Here is a 17106-nt window from a genome sequence, read left to right as displayed (position 1 = left end):
ATACTATGCGCATTGGTTTTTTTGGTTGTGGAAATATGGGAGCAGCACTAGCGGAAGGTTTTAAGAAAAACCACCCGGGTGTAGAGATGTATTTTTTTACTCCTTCAAAAACCAAGGCGCAGCAGCTGGCCGAAAAAACCGGCGGTCACTTTGTGAGCTTTTTGGTGGATATGCCAAAAGATTTGGACTGGTACGTCCTGGGTTTTAAGCCGCAATCTCTTTCAGAGTTTACTTTCCAATTTAATGAAAATGCCAAAATCCTTTCAGTTCTTGCAGGAACGGGGATTGATACTTTAGAAAAAAAATTCCAGGTAAAAAACATTGCCCGCCTAATGCCTAACACTCCATCGAGTCTAGGGATGGGGGCCAATCTTTTTTACGCAGGTTTTGAAACAGGTGAGTTTAAAGATTACCTGAGAGCTTTAGGTAAACTTTTTACTATGAAGAGCGAAGCCGAGCTGGATGCCATTACCGCTTTTAGCGGCTCAGGTCCGGCGCTTATTTTTGAATATGCCCGTCTTTTTGAAAAACACCTGACGGCCATTGCCGGAAGTAACCCTGAGGGCCGCGAAATTATCACCCAAACTTTTTTAGGTTCTGCTAAACTAATGGAAAGTGCCATTGCCCAGGGAGTGAGTTTTGAAACTCTTCGCGAGCAAGTGACTTCTAAAAAAGGAGTGACTTTCGAAGCGCTGCAGATTCTAGAAAAGAACAACCTGGAAAACATTATGGGCGGAGCTTTTACAGCGGCCTATAAAAGAACATTAGAAATTAAAAAAGGGATTTAATATGCTTGTGGATATTCTAAAAAATAATGTGCCTAAAAAATACCAGGATACGATGTTTGTTCGTCTTTTTGGTTTGATGAAAGTGCCACTTATTTTTTGGGTTTCTCCAAGTGTCGTCACTTTAAATGACAAAGAATGTGTCATTAGAATCCCACTTAATAGAAGAACAAAAAACCACTTAAATTCGATGTATTTCGGAGTGCTGTGCACAGGTGCTGATATCGCCGGTGGACTAGTGGCGATGAATGAAATCACCGCTTCTAAAAAGAAAGTGGCCCTGTCATTTAAAGATTTCAAAGCGGATTTCCTAAAGCGCGCTGAAGGCGACGTGCACTTTATCGTGACTCAGATCCCGGAGATTAAACAATTTGTTGCTGACGTGATTAAAAGTGGTGAGCGCATGAATTTCCCGGTGGAAATCAAGGCCGTAGTCCCAAGTATTAATCCAACGGAAGAAGTGGCAAAATTCGTTTTAACTCTTTCTTTAAAAGTAAAAAACTAGGCCGGATTTTCAGAATCCATATACTCGCATGAAAGCCCAGGGTAAGTTTCCTGGATTCTTTTCATGAGCGATTGAATCCCAAATTTTTCCGTGGCGTGGTGACCGCCGGCAAACATGTGGATGCCACTTTCGCGCGATTCATGGTAGTCGTGTTCACTCATTTCCCCGGTGATATAAGCATCAAGACCCATTTTATGGGCCTCACGCCATTCAGAGTTCGCTCCACCGGTAATAATGCCGATGCGCTTGATCTTTTTAGCGTCACTTGGATTTGAGTAAAGGACGGAGTGAGAAAGTTTTTTTTCTAAAATGTGTTTTAATTCGCTTCCACTGATTTCAGCAGGCAGGGCACCGCTAATTCCAGTGAAGGCCCCTTTGTAGTTTCCAAAAGGCTGAAGCTCACTCATTTCAAGAAGTGCGGCCAGGCTTTTGGCATTTCCCACTTCAGGATGAGCGTCGAGTGGAAGGTGATAAGCAAAAAGATTGATATCATTTTTTAAAAGGGGAGCGACTCTTTTATAAAAAGGGCCAGTGAGTGTTCTGGTGCCGTGGAATTTCCAAAAGAGTCCGTGATGAACAACGAGAGCGTCAGCTTTGATTTTTTCGGCGTATTCTGCTGATTCTCGGGTGGCCGAAACGGCAAACAGGACTTTTTTAAGTCCTGTTTTTCCTTCTATCTGCAGTCCATTGGGACAGTAGTCGTCAAAGAGTTCTGGTTTTAAGAGAGTCTTTAAAAATAAATCAAATTCGCTTCGCTCAACAGTCATTATGAGTTCAGGGGACTAGGCCCTCTTCCTTCGGTAAAAGTAGGTTTGTTTTTTTCCAGGCTGTTTTTTAGTTTTGCCACTGTTTCATGCAATTCATGGTGGTGAGGTGCAATCGTTAGCGCAAGAGAGAACTCTGTTAAGGCCTGGTCAAAGTCTTTTAAAAGTACGTAAGCTCTTCCTGCATTGATGTATGGGTATTCGCGATTTTGGTAGTTGTGAGCGCGTTTAGCGAGCTCAAACCAGCGAAGACTTTCTTCCACCTGACCTTCGGCCAGGATGTAGTTTCCAAAATCGTTATAAGCAGGGCCGTATTGTGAATCTAATTGCACCGCTTTTAAGCAGTAAGCTTTCGCCTGTGCTCTATCATCAAGAAGTGAGTAGCTCCATGCTAAAAGCGTAAGCACTTCTGCTGTTTCTTTATAATTTCTCGCGCGGTAGAAATTAGCTTTAGCTTCTTCATAGTTTTTTTGAGCAATGAAGTAGTGTCCTTTGTGAAGATAGTAGTCGTATTTTTCTTCACGTCTCATTTGCAGGAATACCAGCTGAGAGTTTTTCTTCGTGTTTTCTTCTGCCAGTTCATGAAGTCGTGCTTCATCTAAAAAGAAAAGAGGAGCGCGGTTACTTTCTTCGGCCTGAGTGATGGTTGGAATGTTTTCTTCCTGAATGAGTCCAAGACGAGGGAACTGCACATCCAAGTTTGTTGTCTCAATGACAAAGTTGTGGATTTCAAAACTGTTGCGGTAAAGCAGGTTGATGTATCCCACGACCATTGTCTCCATACGAGAGCTCTTAAAAGGCATCTTGATCACGCTTTCGATGAAGTTGTGGTAGCTTCTGATTTGGTTTTTAAACTGCGGCCATTCTACAGTTGTTGCAGTCATTTCAAACTCTTTAAACTCGCGGGTAAAAAACACGCTGGTGTCGTTTAAAAGTTTTTGGATTTGGTTTTTCCCACGAGGACCGTAGTGAAGTCTTTCAAGTTCTGTGAAAGCAAAAAGCAGTCGATCCAGGTAGCCGGTAGCGGTGAAAAATTCTGCAAGCAGTAGGGTGTTGGTCGTTTCCATGCAATCTTCCTTGATATGCGAGGTATTTGAGCGAAAAGAAGCCGCTCATCTTGAGCAGTTCTCTCTTAAGGATATTTTATGATAATCAGATTTTCTTTTTCAATGAAATTCGGCGGATTGAAAGAAAGTGCCCTATAATTTCTACTATAGGGCCATTATGACTGTGTATTAATTCTTTTATTTTCTTACTTTAAAGTAGTTGGCCATGTTTTATTTTGCCATTTCGTATTCGATTAGGCGTTTATCAGCTGCCACACTTGTATAACGCTTAGAAATCATATCAAAGAGATTGTCTCCCTTTTTACCCACTGAAGCGATATCGCGGAAGTTGACTACGCCAGTTCCTTTAGGAGCGTCTTTCCCGAAGAGTTTTCCAAATGGGTTTTCACCATCTTTTTCTTCGGCCTTTTTCTTGTTGATACCGAATCCACCCATGACTGAGATAGACCCGCTACCACCACCGTAAGAAGGGGTTTTCCCTTGAACAGCAGCAGCTACACCACCTTGAGATCCGGCCTGTGTTCCTGGACCGCTACCACCGCCGCCTCCGCCACCGCCGACGCCACCACCGCCTCCGCCACCAGTTGAGCCAGAGCCACCTTCAGTGACTTTCGCAGCAGTAGAAGCTTCGATGCTGTTGTCTTTGTTTGCCGCTGCGATAATGCTACCAACAGGAGTGACACTCGATGAAGTTGTTCCACCGTCAGTTCCAGTTGATCCAGATGAGTTGATTCCTGAGTTTGTATTAGAATAAACTGTTCCTGTACCACCATCACCAAAAGTAATGATGTTGTCATTCATTGTATCGAATGTTCTTTCCAGGCCACCAGTTAAACACTGAGCGAGTCCTGGGTTTTGTTTACAGAAAGTTGTCATCGCTTCATCTTCAGAAACAGTGAATGGGTCAATCGGCTTGTAAGCATCGATCTTAGCGATGGCATTGTTGACGTCATCAGCACGTTTTCCCAGAAGGCTGGCAAGAAGCCCGTTTGCTCCCGCACTTGTAGCGATAGCAATCAGTTTACTCTTCATTGCATCTCTTTGAGACTGGTTCATTACAATTTTAAATCCATTGGCCTGAACTCTTGCGGCCTCAGTACAGTCTTTAGAAGTTACACCGATATCAACACCTTTAGAGCCGATAGAGCTACATTTCCCGACGATGTCATCTGTTTTTGGAAAATCTGTATAGATCGAGTAAAGATAGGCCAGTTTACCAGAGTCTACGGCCATTCTTTGGTTGTACATATCTTGCTGCATTGAAAGCGATTCACCTTGTGCTTTTAAGGCACCTGTCGCTGCATTTTCTTCATTCGCGTACTTTAACTGAGAATCAGTCATTTTATCTTTGTACACTAACTCTTGAGTTGCATATCCAACTTGAGTGACGCCTTCTAAAAGATCCAGTGTGACCTGAAATTTTTTACAAGCATCGTAGTCCAGAGTTTCAATACCTGCTGATTTACATTTAATAGATGCAGCAGCGGCAGAGATTTGAGAGGCCGATGCATTTTTTTGAGTGGCCGCTTTCGCAGCATCTGCACTTCCCCCAGAACTTTCAGATGCCATAATTTGTTCTTGGTCATTCCAGTCGCGTCCGTAAACACCGATCAGGTAGGCGATAGATTCACAACGTTTGGCGATCTCTGTTTTCTTTTTAGTACACTCCGTATTGTCGGTCTTTTTTTCCTTGCAGCAAGCATACTTCACGTATGGCTCCCATTGGAACTTACTGCGCGAACCTTCTTTGCTATAAAGCTGACGGATATGACTACGGCTTAAATCTTCACATTCATTTAATGAAGCTGAACCCGGAAAGTTCTTTCCTTCAGAGGCTGCGTGAAACGCAGGAGCTTCAGTTTCTGAACAGGCAGCACTATTTTCATCTGCTGCATAAACAGAGAAACTCAGGCCGGCCAGAAGTGCTGTTAAAAGAATTGTTTTCATAAAATCACCCAATATTTTTTTGGTCGATAGAGAAATTATACGTCTACTTCTCGGCTAACCCGTGTAGTTTCTTGAGTTTATTGATCAAGTAGCAGTAATCTCTAAGTAACCCCTTGGAATGTGATGGAGAATCTATTAAAGTAGGGCTGAAGTTTGATGGAAGAGTTGCCCGATTATTGGGGCACATTTGAGAGTGGAAATTATTTATGGCCAATCCAATTTACGAGTATGAATTAACTATTTTAGAACAACACCTGGACACCTTCGGACACGTTAATAATGCCGTTTATCTGGAGTTGTATGAAGAGGCCCGCTGGGATTTCATCACAAAGAATAAACTCGGTCTAAAAGAGATCCTGGAGACCAAAGTGGGGCCGGTGCTATTAGATTTAAACCTTACTTTTAAAGCGGAATTAAAAAACCGCGAAAAAATCAAAATCGTCTCTCAGGCCCGCCCGGAAATGAGAAACAAATTCGTCATGATTCTCGATCAGAAGATGATCAAGGAAGATGGCAAAGTCGCTTCGACATTAACTCTTTCGGTCGGAATGATGGATCTTGCTCAACGAAAACTTATTTCGCCAAGTACGGAGTGGTTACATGCTCTGGGGCTTGAAGAGTTCAAAGAGCCTTAGTTCTTTTCTTCGTCAAAAAGTCTTTTTAAACCTGACTGCACATAACGATTTGAGATGATCTCAAAAATAGAGGCGGTATTGTCGGTGACAATGTCGCTGTTTTTGTATTTGTAGTTTTTGTCGCTCTCATCAGCAAAATTCTGAACCATCTGGCCATTTCCACCTGGAGAAGCTTCAGCAAAATTTAAGTTGAGAGAATTCTTTTTTTTCTCAGACTTGCCGTTAGCAAGACCTTTTCCACCAGAGACTTCGATCCCAACTTTTGCTTGTGCTTGTTTGAGCAGGCTTTCAACTGCAGAGTTTTCACTTCTAGAAGATGCGATATTTGAGGCCATCGATCTTGAGTCTGCAGCTTTATTGATATTTGCTTCTCCAAATGTGGCCTTAGCTAATCTTCCAACGTTTTCTTCAGTAATTTTTGGGATATCAACTTTTGATGTATCGATTTTAGAGATCATCTGGTCGCTAAAGCTTCTGGCATTAAGGGCCTTATTGGCCAGGGAAGCTGAGTCCAGGCCATTTAAATAAGGATTACCATTAGCAGCGTTTGAAGTGGTTGTTAATAAATCTTTTAGGCCTGTCGAAGTGGCAAAACCAGCGGTCGCTGTTTCAGTAGGAATAGACACCGTCGTCTCTTTTTTACAAGCGTTGTTTCCTTTTGCATCGATCAGTTTTTTACATCTACAGTTTTCATCAAACTGGCCATTGACCAGGATACACCCGGCCACGTCAGCAGTATAGGCTTCGTTGGCATAACCAGAAGAGTCCCCGGCAAGCAGGTAAGTGTCCTTGGCCCATAAATCAATACAGGTTTGTGAGTTTGTGCGATTAGTGTTTTGTTTTCCTGCTTCAGTATAACAGTAACACTGTGGCTCAGTGATTGAGTCCCTGCCATTAGGGCAGTGATTAGCATATGAGTCTTTAAAAGTCGCAATCATCTTATCAATCTTTTTGATATTTTCCTGCGATTCTTTTTCTTGTTTATCTGCATTTTTATAAAGGATTCCAGAGTAGATTGTCCCGATACCAGAAACGATCAGAACTCCGGCCGAACTTCCCAGAATTTTTTTATAATCAAAACCGCTGGCACTAGCTGCATCGGCAGCTTGAACTGGAGTCACTCCCGCTTGAAAAGCGAAAAGAGTTAAAAATAAAAATGTCAGCAGTCCTTGTTTTTTCATAATCTTTATTTTTTTAATTTACTTGCATTATTATCAGGAGGAGTTGTCGTTGATCCGGTGACATCGGTTTTTCCATCACCAGCACCTCCTTCAGAAGCTTTGGAACAATCCGGACTCTTTGCCGGCCAGATAAGTTCATAGGCCGCAAAACCAGCAGCAAGGGCGTACCCAGCAGTTAAAAGCATGTTGCGCTTTTTTTCTAGCTTGGCAATTTCCACAACTGTTTGTTGTTCTTCTTTTAAATACTCGAAGGCCTTTACTTGTCCTTGATAACCATTAGTCGTCGTTTCAAGTTTATATTTTCCTTCAAGAGCTTTTACTTTATCTTTTGCTTTTTTCTTCAGGTAAAGATCACTTGCCAGTCCTGCTGCGGCCGTAACCCCCAGGATATTTTTTGATGTGCAAGAACTCCCTTTTAACTCAAAACCATTTTCCATAATCAAGCTGCTAACAGCATAAGCTGCGGCCGCGCCGTTCATGACCATTGAACCAGTAGTGTTGCCTTGATTAAGTTTTGAAGCATCTGAAGAAAGACCTGTCTTTTTTTCTACACTGGCCAGGTGACATTTTTCTTTAGCGGCAGCATCTTTTAGGGCACCACAATCTTTGGCCTCATTGCGAGTTTCTCTGGCCGCAGCTTTTCCCACACAACGATTGAGAGATGTATTCCACTCCATCGATGTATTCTTAGCACACGCCGCTTGTTGGTCAGCGATATACTTATCGGCAGCAGCATCATCCATCGCCAGAGACACACTCTGGGTAAGAAGAGAAAATGCGATAAGTAAACAACCAAGTTTCATCATGTTTCTATTATAGGGTTTAAATGTTCTCACCACTTATCTTTTCGGTCTAAAGCCCTCTGGGCCTTAAATTTTAATAGGATAATCAGTGTCATTAAAAATCATTGTCGACTTAAAAAGTAGGCAATTTGAAAGGGTTTATGTTAGGGTGCGCTCATGAAAACAATAATTTTTGGACTTCTTTTTTTAGTCTCACTAAGCGCTCATGCTCTGACTGCTTCGGACCTTAAGGCCGGAGACGTCGTGCTCTTGTCGCTTAATTGTTATGAGTGCCGAATGATTGAATCTGAGACTGAGTCTCTTTTTTCTCATTCAGGAGTCGTCGTTGTCGATGAACAGGGCCGCACTCGCATTGCTCAATCTCTGGGCAGACTTGATCATTTCTCTTTTGCTGAATTCACAAAAAATATTACGCCGGGAACATTCGTTCACGTTTATAGACCTAGAGAACTTAAAAACCTTACTAAAGAAAAACGAGCGCTCTTAGAAAAAGTGATGCTTGATGTGTTCAACGAAAAATTTAAGAATGCACCTTTTGATTCAAAATACATCTGGAACAATTTTAATGCTAATGGAGTCGAGTATCTTTACTGCTCAGAGTTCATTGCTAAATTCCTGGATCATTTCCTTACGAAAAAAACAATCACAGCACCAATCAGTTATAAAAAACACTACGACTATTGGAGCAAGTATTTCAAAGGTCAGGTTCCTGATGGAGAATTAGGAAATTCACCGGCCTCATTTTCAAGAGATGACAGATTTGAGTTCGTTGGAAGAATTTAACCGCTATTATTCCACTGGCGGCAATCCTCCTGTGACCAGAAGCCTGCTGGACTTCTTTCGCACATGTGTGAAAGAAAGAATGCCAGAAAAGGCCCGCATTCTGGAGCTGGGATCGGGGACTCGTTCACTTTTTGAAGAGGTCTCACTTCCCAGAGAAAGAGTGACGGCCATTGATTTTTCCTCCGTGGCCATCGAGCGGGCACGTGCCCTTGGCTCTCCCATCGAGTATAAAAATCTCGATATCACTTTTCCCGATGCTCTTGAGGGAGAAAAGTTTGATGTGATTTTTGATTCTCACTGCCTTCATTGCATAGACAATAGAGCGGCCAGAGTGAGTGCTTTTAAGAATATCCACGATGCCCTAAGTGAAGAAGGGATTTTCTGTGCAGAGATGATGGTTCAACCGGCCCATAATAGTGTGAGTTTTCCAATGAAATTCATCCCTACGGCGCGAGAATTGGAAGAGGAAATTCTGAAACACGATTTTCAGATTATCTATTTTATGATTGGAAGGGGACTTAGTTTTGAAAATGGAAATCAGGAATGTGATCTTCTAAGAGTGATAGCAAAAAGAAAAACATCTGCTTAAAAATAAAAAGCCCGCTTTCGCGGGCCCTTCACACAACAACAAACACTATCCTTTCGGAGGATTTTAGGGTTGGCGCCCTAAAAATTAATTATAATCCTTTGGATTCGGTCTTTTCTCAGTAATTCTGGCCTTTGTCAATTTGCCCACTACCACCTCTGAAACTTCTTCAGGGTAGATGATTTCTTCGCGAAGCTCGATGTTCTCGCCAGCCTCTAGTGATTCTAGCACTTTAGAGCTCTCATGCAAGCTTAAATTGCGAAAAGTTTTTCCTGTGTGCGTCTTAATTGCGATAACGTCCTGCGCCTTAAGATCTAGTGAAGCGTGAGCTCCAAGTGACAGAAAACATAATGCTAATAGAATGAGTCCCTTCATAAATGACCTCCTGATTAATTCGATCCAATCCTTGATCGTTATTCTGACAAGAGGTAATACAGGATTCGTGCCAACCAAAATGCTCAACTTTTCTCGGTTTTGGTGTCAAAGGGGACTGTTTTGATCCGTTTTGTCATGAATGAGGTGGGGCCACTCTAAATCTGGGGCCAGAATGATTCCGGCCCAGAGTCTAAGTGTAAGGTCAGGTGGCTACTTAATAACCGAAAGGCATAAATCTTCACTCTCAATCATTTTTTCGATTTCTTTTTGAGTGTATTGCCCAAGATGTTCAGCAATCAGGTTGAACAGGGCCTGGTCTTCGTGGTGGAAGCGATCCAGCGAGGTTTCTAGCTTAAAGACTTCACAGAACCTCTGCCAGAATTTCTCTTCAACAGCAGCTAGGGCCACGTATTTGTGATCTTTTGTCTGGTAAAGCGAGTAACAAGGATAGACCCCATTGTGAAGGAATCTGTTTCTTCCTAGTTTTCTATCAGCTTCGGGCCAGAAGATTCCCAGGACTTCTTCAGTCACTTGATCGAGGTATGTTTTTACGAATTGAGTTTTATTTTCTTTTGTCGCTTGAATATAGGCCGCTAAAAGATCTGTTGCTCCCTTGTGGCCGAAGCTGATTCCAGCGATAGGTAAAAAGGGAGGATCGATAATTTTTTCTTTTTGTCCTGCTACGTAGAGAGATAAAAGACCTGTCATCGCCATGGCATTGAGATCGTGCATTGATTTTTTTTCAGTCGCGCTGGCAAGAAGTTCAATGACTACCATCGGTTTTTTTAATGTTAAATCACTATCACTGATTCTCAGCTTCTCTCTCGTTTTTGGAGGAATCCCGACAATGACAGCATCGGCATTCACCACTAGCTGATGGATTTTTTCCTGATCAGCGCTCGAGTTAAAATCAAAACGCTCGATTTTTTTGCCGCGGTTTAAATTCTCATACCAAGAAACAAAACTTGAATCGAATTTAGCAAAGAGTCCTGAGAGAAAAGGGTCCTGGAAAACGTGGTCTTCAATTTTCACCACGTCAGCACCCAAGTCCGTCAGGATTTTTCCACATAGTGGACCTGGAAGCCTGTGGCTTAGGTCGACAATTTTCATTCCTTTAAGAGGTTTAAAAGCACTCATTACGACGGCTCTCCTGGAGTCAGAACTTTTACAAACTCTTCGAAACCATCTCCTTTAAGCTCACACGAATTCATCGTGCAGATTTCAAACATCTCTTGTCCGTTTTCGCCGTTGTGGTAATCAAGGACAAAACGGGGAAGGAAAAACGGGATAAATTTTAAGTAATCTTCTCTTTGCGCCCATGATTTTGGAAGTTTCATCACTCGCATTGCTTCTACCGGATAAGTAAGTGCACGCAGTGATTCACCTGCAGAAACCGGGTTCACTTTTAAAACTGTGTGAGTGACAGAGTCTTTAAGTGAGAGCATCGTATCCAGGTAGTCGCGGTCGGAAAATAAAACGGCAGCCCTTCTCATTAATTGAATGTAGGTGGCCACTGGTGATTTAAAAGAAGCATCAAAGTAGTTGTAGTCCTGGTTTGGATACAGCTCAAAGTGATCAGCTAATTTCGCTCTCGTTCTCATCTGGTCGCCGTTTAAGAATTCTTTTGAAGTAAAGTTCATAGCATCCTGGAAGTTTTGCTTGAAAACTTCATTTGATGAAATTTCATAAAGTCTTAGTTGTGATTCAGCAAAGAAGACGAAGTCTTCAAGGTATGGATGAGAGAATTCCACCGTTGTTGTGTGTCTCATCTTCATGCCGCCTTCAGCATTCGTTAAGAACGTTTTAAAGACACCTTCAATCGTTGTATTGATCAGGTTTGAGGCCATGCGCTTGATAACGTCAATTTGCGAGTATTGAACCACATCAACCAGAGCTGAAATCAGCATAAAGTTCCAGCTAGCGACACCTTTGTTGTCAGTGGCCGGAGGCATGCGGTCTTTTCTTTCGTTAAGAACAGCACGTCTTACTTTTCTAATGATGTCCCAGTTTTGCTGCTGGTAGAACTCTTCTTTTAACTCAGGATTTAATGAAACAACATTCAGGTTGTGCTCAAAATTTCCTTTAGAAGAAATCTGGAACCACTTTTTGATGGAGTCCATATTTTTAGCAAGAGTTTCTTCTTCATCGTCATTTCTATTGAGGAGGTCTTCAAATTCTTCTTCAGTAAAGGTGAAGTAAAGCCCTTCAACTCCTTCACTGTCAGCGTCTTGAGCAGAGAAGAAGTGGCGAAGTCCATTGACGTCGTCTGAAAGCATCTCTTGCTCTAAATAATCAAGAGTGTTGATCAGCGTATCGAAGACCAGCGGAGAAGGATAAACTAAGCTTAACTTAGTCATCGTTCTTAAAAATCCTGCCTGGTCATAAAGCATTTTTTCAAAGTGAGGCACTAACCATTTTTCATCTGTTGAATAACGGTGAACCCCGCCGCGGGCGTGGTCATTCATTCCTCCCATCAGCATACGCTCAAGAGAGTTGATGATAAATTCACCGTGTTCTTTAGCGATCATCCCTTCAAGCATTTGTTCCAGTGCCCATTCATAATAAGCAAAAGTCGGGAATTTCGGAGCCGTTCCATATCCACCCCAGGTTGTATCGCGGAATTCTTTAACTGCTTCTAAAATTCCATTCGGGTGAGGGAAGTGTCCTTCAAACTGCACATCCCCAGGCGGGATAGATCCTTTTTTGATCGCCTCTGTCACTTGAACAGCATTTTTTTCTACCTGTTCTTTTTCATGATCGTAAGCGCGCTTAAGTTCCATGATTAAAGCAGGAAAGTTAGGAGCGTTGTCTTTAGATGTTAGAGGGTAATATGTCCCAACATAAAAAGGGCGAGTGTCCGGCATTAAAAATGCCGACAGCGGCCATCCGCCAGAGCTTCCAAAAAGCTGTGCGGCCTTTTGATAATAATTATCGATATCCGGAAATTCTTCGCGGTCTACTTTGATTGAAACGAAATTATCATTTAAGAATTTTGCCACTTCATCATTAGAGAAAGATTCGTGGGCCATAACGTGGCACCAGTGGCATGACGAATAACCAATCGATAAAAAGATCGGTTTATTGTTTTTTTGAGCGTACTCCAGGGCCTCAGGTCCATAAGTCCACCAATGGATGGGGTTATCCTGGTGTTGTCTCAAATAAAGTGATTTTGCATTTTTTAAACGATTGAAGTTTAGGGAAGAACTCATTTGTTGGCCTTTGTGATAAAAAACTAAGACCTTAATTATAGGACAGGCCCCCTCATAAAGGGAAGAAATTATTGATTATGCACATCAGTGAAAAAAATTTAGGATGACATCTAATGTCTAGACGGGAGTTGGACCTTTTGGATAAGAACTCCTCATGAAATTTTTAGGCGTGGTAGGCATGACCCTTATCCTTGGAGGTCTTTGGGGACTTTCGGGTGTGATTGCTGAAAACAGATTAAAAGAACTAGAGGCCCAGGGGCACATTACGTACGGACCACTTCCGGCAATTGCACCTCAGAGTTACTCTTACGAAGGTCTTCACCAGGCCTTTGACCCATCTTTGCCGCTTAAGCGCGCGGGTGAGCTTTCAAAAGCAGAATTTGAAGAACTTATCCTGTCTTCATTAAACCCTCAGATGCAAAAAGGGCTCAAACCTTATATCGGTTCAGTGCTTAACTTCTCTGTAGAATACCAAATGGATCCTTTCTGGATTATTTCCATCATTATGGTGGAAAGTAATTTTAAACTTGATGCCCTAAGCCCGAAGAATGCCCGTGGTTTAATGCAGATCAAACCAGACACGGCCCAACATCTTTATCAATTAATGCAAAAAAATTTAACGGAAGATCAGATTGCAAAAAATCTTTATCACCCGGAAGAAAATATTGAAGTCGGTGTTTTTTATTTAAAAAAGTTACTTCAGAACTTCCGCATGAACTACCGTTTTGCGACAGTTGCGTATAACATCGGGCCACAAAAACTAAGAAACCGTCTTGAAGAGAAAAGTTTAGATGTAAACAACTTCTCGTATCTAGTTAAAGTTAAAGACCGTTATGTGACTTTAGCGCAGAATTTCTCTGCTACAATTAAAAATCGTCCTCACCCATACGAGGGAACGTACGTGTATTCTGAGCAAGGGTTAAAACTTGAAGAGAAGATCGTAGATCTCTTCAGCAACTCTACTTCAGAGACTCTTACGGCTTCTTCGCACTAATATAATCTCTTTTAATTCCTTACAACTAGTTCATAGCGTCTTTTTTTATTACGCCGGTCTGCTAGATTTATACGATTGAAATTTTCACTTGGACGATTAACCCTATGTCTCAAAATAACGAGTTTGCAAAGATCATTGCGATTGATGGACCTTCTGGTTCTGGAAAGTCTACAGTTGCGAAGGAACTTGCCCGCGCCCTAGGCGTGCTTTATATCGACACTGGTGCCATGTTTCGCGCACTGGGATTCTATGCTGATCAACAACAGATTGAACTGGTTGAAGGCGTAGACTTAACTAATTTTTTAAATTCCATCAAAATGGATTACGGTGTTTCATCGACGTGCCTTATTCGCATCAACGGTGTAGACCTGACTGAAAAAATCCGCGAGCACCATGTTTCAAAACTGGCCTCAATCATCTCTCAACTTCCTTCAGTGAGAAAATATCTTCTGGATTTCCAGCGCTCACTGGCAATGAATAAAGTTTGCGTGATGGAAGGCCGTGATATTGGAACAGTGGTTTTCCCGAATTCATTCTGCAAGTTCTTTATCACTGCTTCAGTTGATATCAGAGCAGAAAGAAGGCTTAAGCAACTTCAGCAAAGCGGAGACAACTCCGTTACACTTGAACAAATTAAAGACGACGTAAGAAAGCGCGATGAAACAGATATGAACCGCGTAGTTGCGCCGTTAAAAAAAGCTGACGATGCTATGCTCTTAGATACAACAGAACTCGACATCAATAACATCATCAATATTTTATCTAATGAAGTGAAGTTTAGAGCGGCCCACTTGGGGTTTTCTCTGGGTTCTAGCACATGAACGTATTGATCAATAGATCAGATGCCATCGGCGATTCAATTCTCACGATGTCCATGGCGAAAATGATTAAAGACAAACATCCAAATGCGAAAGTTGTTTTTATCATTTCCGCCAAAACAGCAGATGTATTTAAAGATCACCCTTACGTCGACGCTTATAAAATTTATCATCGCAATGCCCGCTTTTACATCAAGATCAATGAGATCTTAAAGATCTTCCGAGAAGTAAAACCTACTCACTATTTTTTTGTCGGCGGCGGTTACCTGCCGAATTTTGTCGCCTGGCTTTTAATGGTTCCTTTTAGAGGTGGATTAAAGTCGAGATGGCACACTTATTTATTTTTGAATAAAGGTGTTCGTCAGAAACGATCGATGGTGACGATGCATGAGATGGAGTACAACTTAAATCTCCTGGCGCCAATGGGCATTGATTACAATTATCAGGACAAGGAAAAGTACGCACCGGAAATCTCGATGAGTGAAGACGAAAAGCGAGAAGGGATGCTGGACTTTTATAAAGACCTTGAGGCCGAGGGGAAAACCACCGGACTAAAAATGGTTTTTATCCACCCGGGAATGACTGGGCATACATTAAACTGGTCACCGAGAAACTACGGGCGTCTGGTTTTAAAGCTGGAACAAAAGTTTCCGGAAAAATTTCTATTTGTGATTTCGTTTACACCAAGTGACGACCTGTATGTAAAAGGTATGCGCGAAATCCTGGACCAAAAAGAAAACGAATCACTTCAAAACCGCATTTATTATTTTAACGGTGTAAAAAAAGGGCTTCGCCATTACATGAGCATTCTGAGTCAGGCGTCTTTGTTTGTCGGACCGAGCACTGGAACAACTCATATCGCTGCCGTTTTAGGCGTGCCGGTTGTGGGGTTATATTCACCAATTAAAATTCAATCGGCCCTTCGCTGGGGGCCATTGTCAAAGAACTCTGAAAAGACCAGAATCTTAGTACCCGATGTTATTTGCGGGGAAGTTAAAAAATGCGCTGAAAGAGCGTGCCCGTACTTTGAATGTATGAGGAAAATCGAAGTTGAAGATGTGGTCAAGCAGGCCACAGCGATTATGGAATTATAATGAAAAATTTAATCACTCTTGAGCGCTTTAACGAAATCACACAAAAATTTAATGCTCTTTCTCCTATCATCGTTGTCGGAGACGTAGGGATTGATAAATACACTTTTGGAGAAGTTAAAAGAATCTCTCCAGAGGCACCTGTGCCTGTTTTAGAAGTAACCAAAGAATGGCTAAAGCTTGGTCTTGCTGCCAACATCTCACACAACTTAAAAACGCTTGGAGTTCAATCAACTCTTTGTGGTGTAGTTGGTGAAGACACCAATGCAGCTGTGTTCGATACTCTTTTAGAAGACGAAAAACTCAATACATGGGGAATCGTCAGAAGCTCTGGTCGCCCGACTATCTTTAAAGAGCGCGTGACAACGAACACTCAACAAATTTGCCGTATCGATTACGAATCGAGCGAGTATGTTGATGAAGCCACTGAAAAAAAATTAATGAGCCGCTTTGATGAATTCTCAAAAACTCACTCGGCCGTCATCATTGAAGACTATGCTAAAGGGACACTGACAAAAAATGTTATTGCCCACCTGATTGCTGAATTTAAGAGCAAAGGAAAACTAGTAGCAGTCGATCCGGGAAGATCAACTCCTCCTTTATTTTATAAAGGCGCCAATCTTTTAAAACCAAACTTAGCTGAGGCCCGCGCCATGGTTGAAAGCCTTGGTTACAAAGAAAAGAAAGTTGAACAAATGGCAAAAATCCTGGTGGAAAAACTGGAAGTTGATAAACTCGTCATCACTCTTGGGGGAGACGGGATGGCCTTGATGGACGTAAAAAATGGCGGAGAGCTTACAGTGATTCCTACTGTGGCCAACGAAGTTTTCGACGTATCAGGGGCAGGAGACACGGCCATCAGCGCACTGACATCGGCACTTTTAGCAGGCGCTACTCTTGAGGAAGCGGCCTGGATTGGAAACTGTGCTTCTGGCGTTGTCGTTGGAAAAAAAGGCACGGCCACTGTTGATCTCAAAGAACTCAAAGAGTTCTACGATCAAATCAAGGCCAAAATCCGCCACTAAAAAATCGTGTAAAAATTACTTGACAAAAATGATCCACGGCGTTAGATTAGACCTGTCCTTAGGCTGTATGGGTCTTTAGGATAAACCCGTGGAAAAGGGCGATGATTTTCGAAAGGGGATCAGAGCAAAGCTTAAGACCTTAGGGGCATTATCATGGTGCTTGATGGTTTTTTAGGTTGCCGAAACGGTAAAGACGGCTTTCTTCGTTAGACGAACGGGTCGGCGGTGTGTGGCGAGCACATTTAGCTGGAAGAAGGTGTTAGGTCTTTGGGAGGAGTTTTTGGGTCCGTAACGACGTTTAATCGTTTTCCTAGCTTTCTAAACCGACATTCATTGATGATCGGGCAAGCACCTCAGGAGGACTGGCCGGATGACGAGAGACAAAGGTCCTTGAGTGAAAGGCCTTAATTAAAAGTTGTTAGACTAAAAACTTTAAAATTTAAAAAAATTCAATTTTTTATAGAAGGGCGAGACTAAGTTTCTCGCCCTTTTTTTATTTTGTCTTTTAAGCTGCATGCCTTGCCAAATTCGCGGCGTC

Annotated in this window: 17 protein-coding genes; 9 read left to right on the top strand and 8 right to left on the bottom strand. The window is 42.2% G+C overall.

Going from position 1 to position 17106, the window contains the following annotated elements; genetic code table 11:
• Nucleotides 1-5 precede the first annotated feature (5 nt).
• Together C0V70_RS10740 and C0V70_RS10735 are read left to right on the top strand one after the other, a co-directional pair.
• Nucleotides 6-788, top strand: coding sequence for a pyrroline-5-carboxylate reductase family protein (locus C0V70_RS10740; RefSeq protein ID WP_102243859.1), 783 nt, complete (start codon nt 6-8; stop codon nt 786-788).
• A gap of 1 nt (nt 789) precedes the next feature.
• On the top strand, nt 790-1290 hold the full coding sequence (locus tag C0V70_RS10735) for a PaaI family thioesterase (RefSeq protein WP_208107750.1): 501 nt from the start codon (nt 790-792) through the stop codon (nt 1288-1290).
• On the opposite strand, the gene C0V70_RS10730 is transcribed toward C0V70_RS10735, so the two are convergent.
• The 3 genes from C0V70_RS10730 to C0V70_RS19020 form a co-directional block, all read right to left on the bottom strand.
• Entirely contained in the window at nt 1287-2057 is a 771-nt protein-coding gene (locus C0V70_RS10730; RefSeq protein ID WP_102243858.1) for a Nif3-like dinuclear metal center hexameric protein, read from the bottom strand. The genes C0V70_RS10735 and C0V70_RS10730 overlap by 4 nt on opposite strands.
• The gene (locus C0V70_RS10725; RefSeq protein WP_102243857.1) at nt 2057-3121 is read right to left on the bottom strand and encodes a tetratricopeptide repeat protein; all 1065 of its coding nucleotides are present in this window, start codon (nt 3119-3121) and stop codon (nt 2057-2059) included. Before C0V70_RS10725 ends, C0V70_RS10730 begins: the two co-directional genes overlap by 1 nt.
• Nucleotides 3122-3331: 210 nt before the next feature.
• Nucleotides 3332-5068 (bottom strand): hypothetical protein, encoded by a 1737-nt coding sequence (locus tag C0V70_RS19020; protein ID WP_158649651.1) that lies wholly within the window; start codon nt 5066-5068, stop codon nt 3332-3334.
• A gap of 206 nt (nt 5069-5274) precedes the next feature.
• On the opposite strand from C0V70_RS19020, the gene C0V70_RS10715 reads away from it, so the two are divergent.
• The gene (locus C0V70_RS10715; protein WP_102243856.1) at nt 5275-5703 is read left to right on the top strand and encodes an acyl-CoA thioesterase; all 429 of its coding nucleotides are present in this window, start codon (nt 5275-5277) and stop codon (nt 5701-5703) included.
• On the opposite strand, the gene C0V70_RS10710 is transcribed toward C0V70_RS10715, so the two are convergent.
• Together C0V70_RS10710 and C0V70_RS10705 are read right to left on the bottom strand one after the other, a co-directional pair.
• Nucleotides 5700-6884, bottom strand: a complete 1185-nt coding sequence (locus C0V70_RS10710; protein WP_102243855.1) for a hypothetical protein — start codon at nt 6882-6884, stop codon at nt 5700-5702. The two genes, C0V70_RS10715 and C0V70_RS10710, sit on opposite strands and share 4 nt — an antisense overlap.
• A 5-nt stretch (nt 6885-6889) precedes the next feature.
• Nucleotides 6890-7690, bottom strand: coding sequence for a hypothetical protein (locus C0V70_RS10705; protein ID WP_133566637.1), 801 nt, complete (start codon nt 7688-7690; stop codon nt 6890-6892).
• A gap of 153 nt (nt 7691-7843) precedes the next feature.
• Here C0V70_RS10705 and C0V70_RS10700 point away from each other — a divergent pair, with 153 nt between their 5' ends.
• The gene (locus C0V70_RS10700; protein ID WP_102243853.1) at nt 7844-8470 is read left to right on the top strand and encodes a C40 family peptidase; all 627 of its coding nucleotides are present in this window, start codon (nt 7844-7846) and stop codon (nt 8468-8470) included.
• Nucleotides 8448-9059: a class I SAM-dependent methyltransferase gene (locus C0V70_RS10695; RefSeq protein WP_158649650.1), complete on the top strand. Its 612-nt coding sequence runs from the start codon at nt 8448-8450 to the stop codon at nt 9057-9059. The genes C0V70_RS10700 and C0V70_RS10695 overlap by 23 nt, the downstream gene beginning before the upstream one ends.
• An 84-nt stretch (nt 9060-9143) precedes the next feature.
• On the opposite strand, the gene C0V70_RS10690 is transcribed toward C0V70_RS10695, so the two are convergent.
• From C0V70_RS10690 to C0V70_RS10680, 3 genes are all read right to left on the bottom strand, one after another.
• On the bottom strand, nt 9144-9431 hold the full coding sequence (locus tag C0V70_RS10690) for a hypothetical protein (RefSeq protein ID WP_102243851.1): 288 nt from the start codon (nt 9429-9431) through the stop codon (nt 9144-9146).
• 210 nt (nt 9432-9641) lie between these two features.
• Entirely contained in the window at nt 9642-10568 is a 927-nt protein-coding gene (locus C0V70_RS10685) for a CoA transferase (RefSeq protein ID WP_102243850.1), read from the bottom strand.
• Nucleotides 10568-12640, bottom strand: a complete 2073-nt coding sequence (locus C0V70_RS10680; RefSeq protein ID WP_102243849.1) for a thioredoxin domain-containing protein — start codon at nt 12638-12640, stop codon at nt 10568-10570. Before C0V70_RS10680 ends, C0V70_RS10685 begins: the two co-directional genes overlap by 1 nt.
• 154 nt (nt 12641-12794) lie before the next feature.
• Here C0V70_RS10680 and C0V70_RS10675 point away from each other — a divergent pair, with 154 nt between their 5' ends.
• The 4 genes from C0V70_RS10675 (at nt 12795) to C0V70_RS10660 (ending at nt 16568) form a co-directional block, all read left to right on the top strand.
• Nucleotides 12795-13634, top strand: coding sequence for a lytic transglycosylase domain-containing protein (locus C0V70_RS10675; RefSeq protein ID WP_102243848.1), 840 nt, complete (start codon nt 12795-12797; stop codon nt 13632-13634).
• 104 nt (nt 13635-13738) lie between these two features.
• The gene (gene cmk / locus C0V70_RS10670) at nt 13739-14455 is read left to right on the top strand and encodes a (d)CMP kinase (RefSeq protein WP_102243847.1); all 717 of its coding nucleotides are present in this window, start codon (nt 13739-13741) and stop codon (nt 14453-14455) included.
• Nucleotides 14452-15546, top strand: coding sequence for a glycosyltransferase family 9 protein (locus tag C0V70_RS10665; RefSeq protein ID WP_102243846.1), 1095 nt, complete (start codon nt 14452-14454; stop codon nt 15544-15546). Before cmk ends, C0V70_RS10665 begins: the two co-directional genes overlap by 4 nt.
• Entirely contained in the window at nt 15546-16568 is a 1023-nt protein-coding gene (locus C0V70_RS10660; protein WP_102243845.1) for a bifunctional heptose 7-phosphate kinase/heptose 1-phosphate adenyltransferase, read from the top strand. Before C0V70_RS10665 ends, C0V70_RS10660 begins: the two co-directional genes overlap by 1 nt.
• The last annotated feature ends 538 nt before the right edge of the window (nt 16569-17106 follow it).

The sequence above is a fragment of the Bacteriovorax stolpii genome, assembly GCF_002872415.1.
Taxonomy (GTDB): domain Bacteria; phylum Bdellovibrionota; class Bacteriovoracia; order Bacteriovoracales; family Bacteriovoracaceae; genus Bacteriovorax; species Bacteriovorax stolpii.
This window is presented reverse-complemented; position numbering and strand designations above follow the sequence as displayed.